Origin of the sequence: Streptomyces beijiangensis, from assembly GCF_017315755.1 — a bacterium.
In the GTDB taxonomy this organism is placed as follows: Bacteria; Actinomycetota; Actinomycetes; order Streptomycetales; family Streptomycetaceae; genus Streptomyces; species Streptomyces beijiangensis.
Window position 1 is genome coordinate 1 of record NZ_JAFLRJ010001138.1, and the last position, 307, is coordinate 307.

Genomic DNA, 307 nt, shown 5'->3' on the forward strand with positions numbered 1-307 from the left:
ACAGCAGCAGCAACCTCAGCCCCAGCAGCAGTGGCAGGAGCAGGCCCAGCAGGAGCCCGCCCCCACCACCCACGAGAGCCCCTGGTTCGCGCCTCCGCAGATCACCCAGGAGGCGTACGACGGCAGCTACAGCCCGACGGCGTACGACACCGAGAGCGCGCCCACCTACGTGCCGCCGTACGGCCCGGACTACTCGACGCCCGCCGCGCCCGAGCCCGAGCAGGCCCCCGCGATGATGATCCCGTCAGGCGCACCCGGCCGCACCCGCCCCCTGGCCAACGGCGGCGTCCCCGGCCCGCGCCACCCG

General features: G+C 75.2%; 1 pseudogene. It reads left to right on the forward strand.

The features are described from left to right. Window positions 1-307 (forward strand): annotated as a pseudogene (locus J0695_RS40910) (hypothetical protein); the annotation flags it as partial.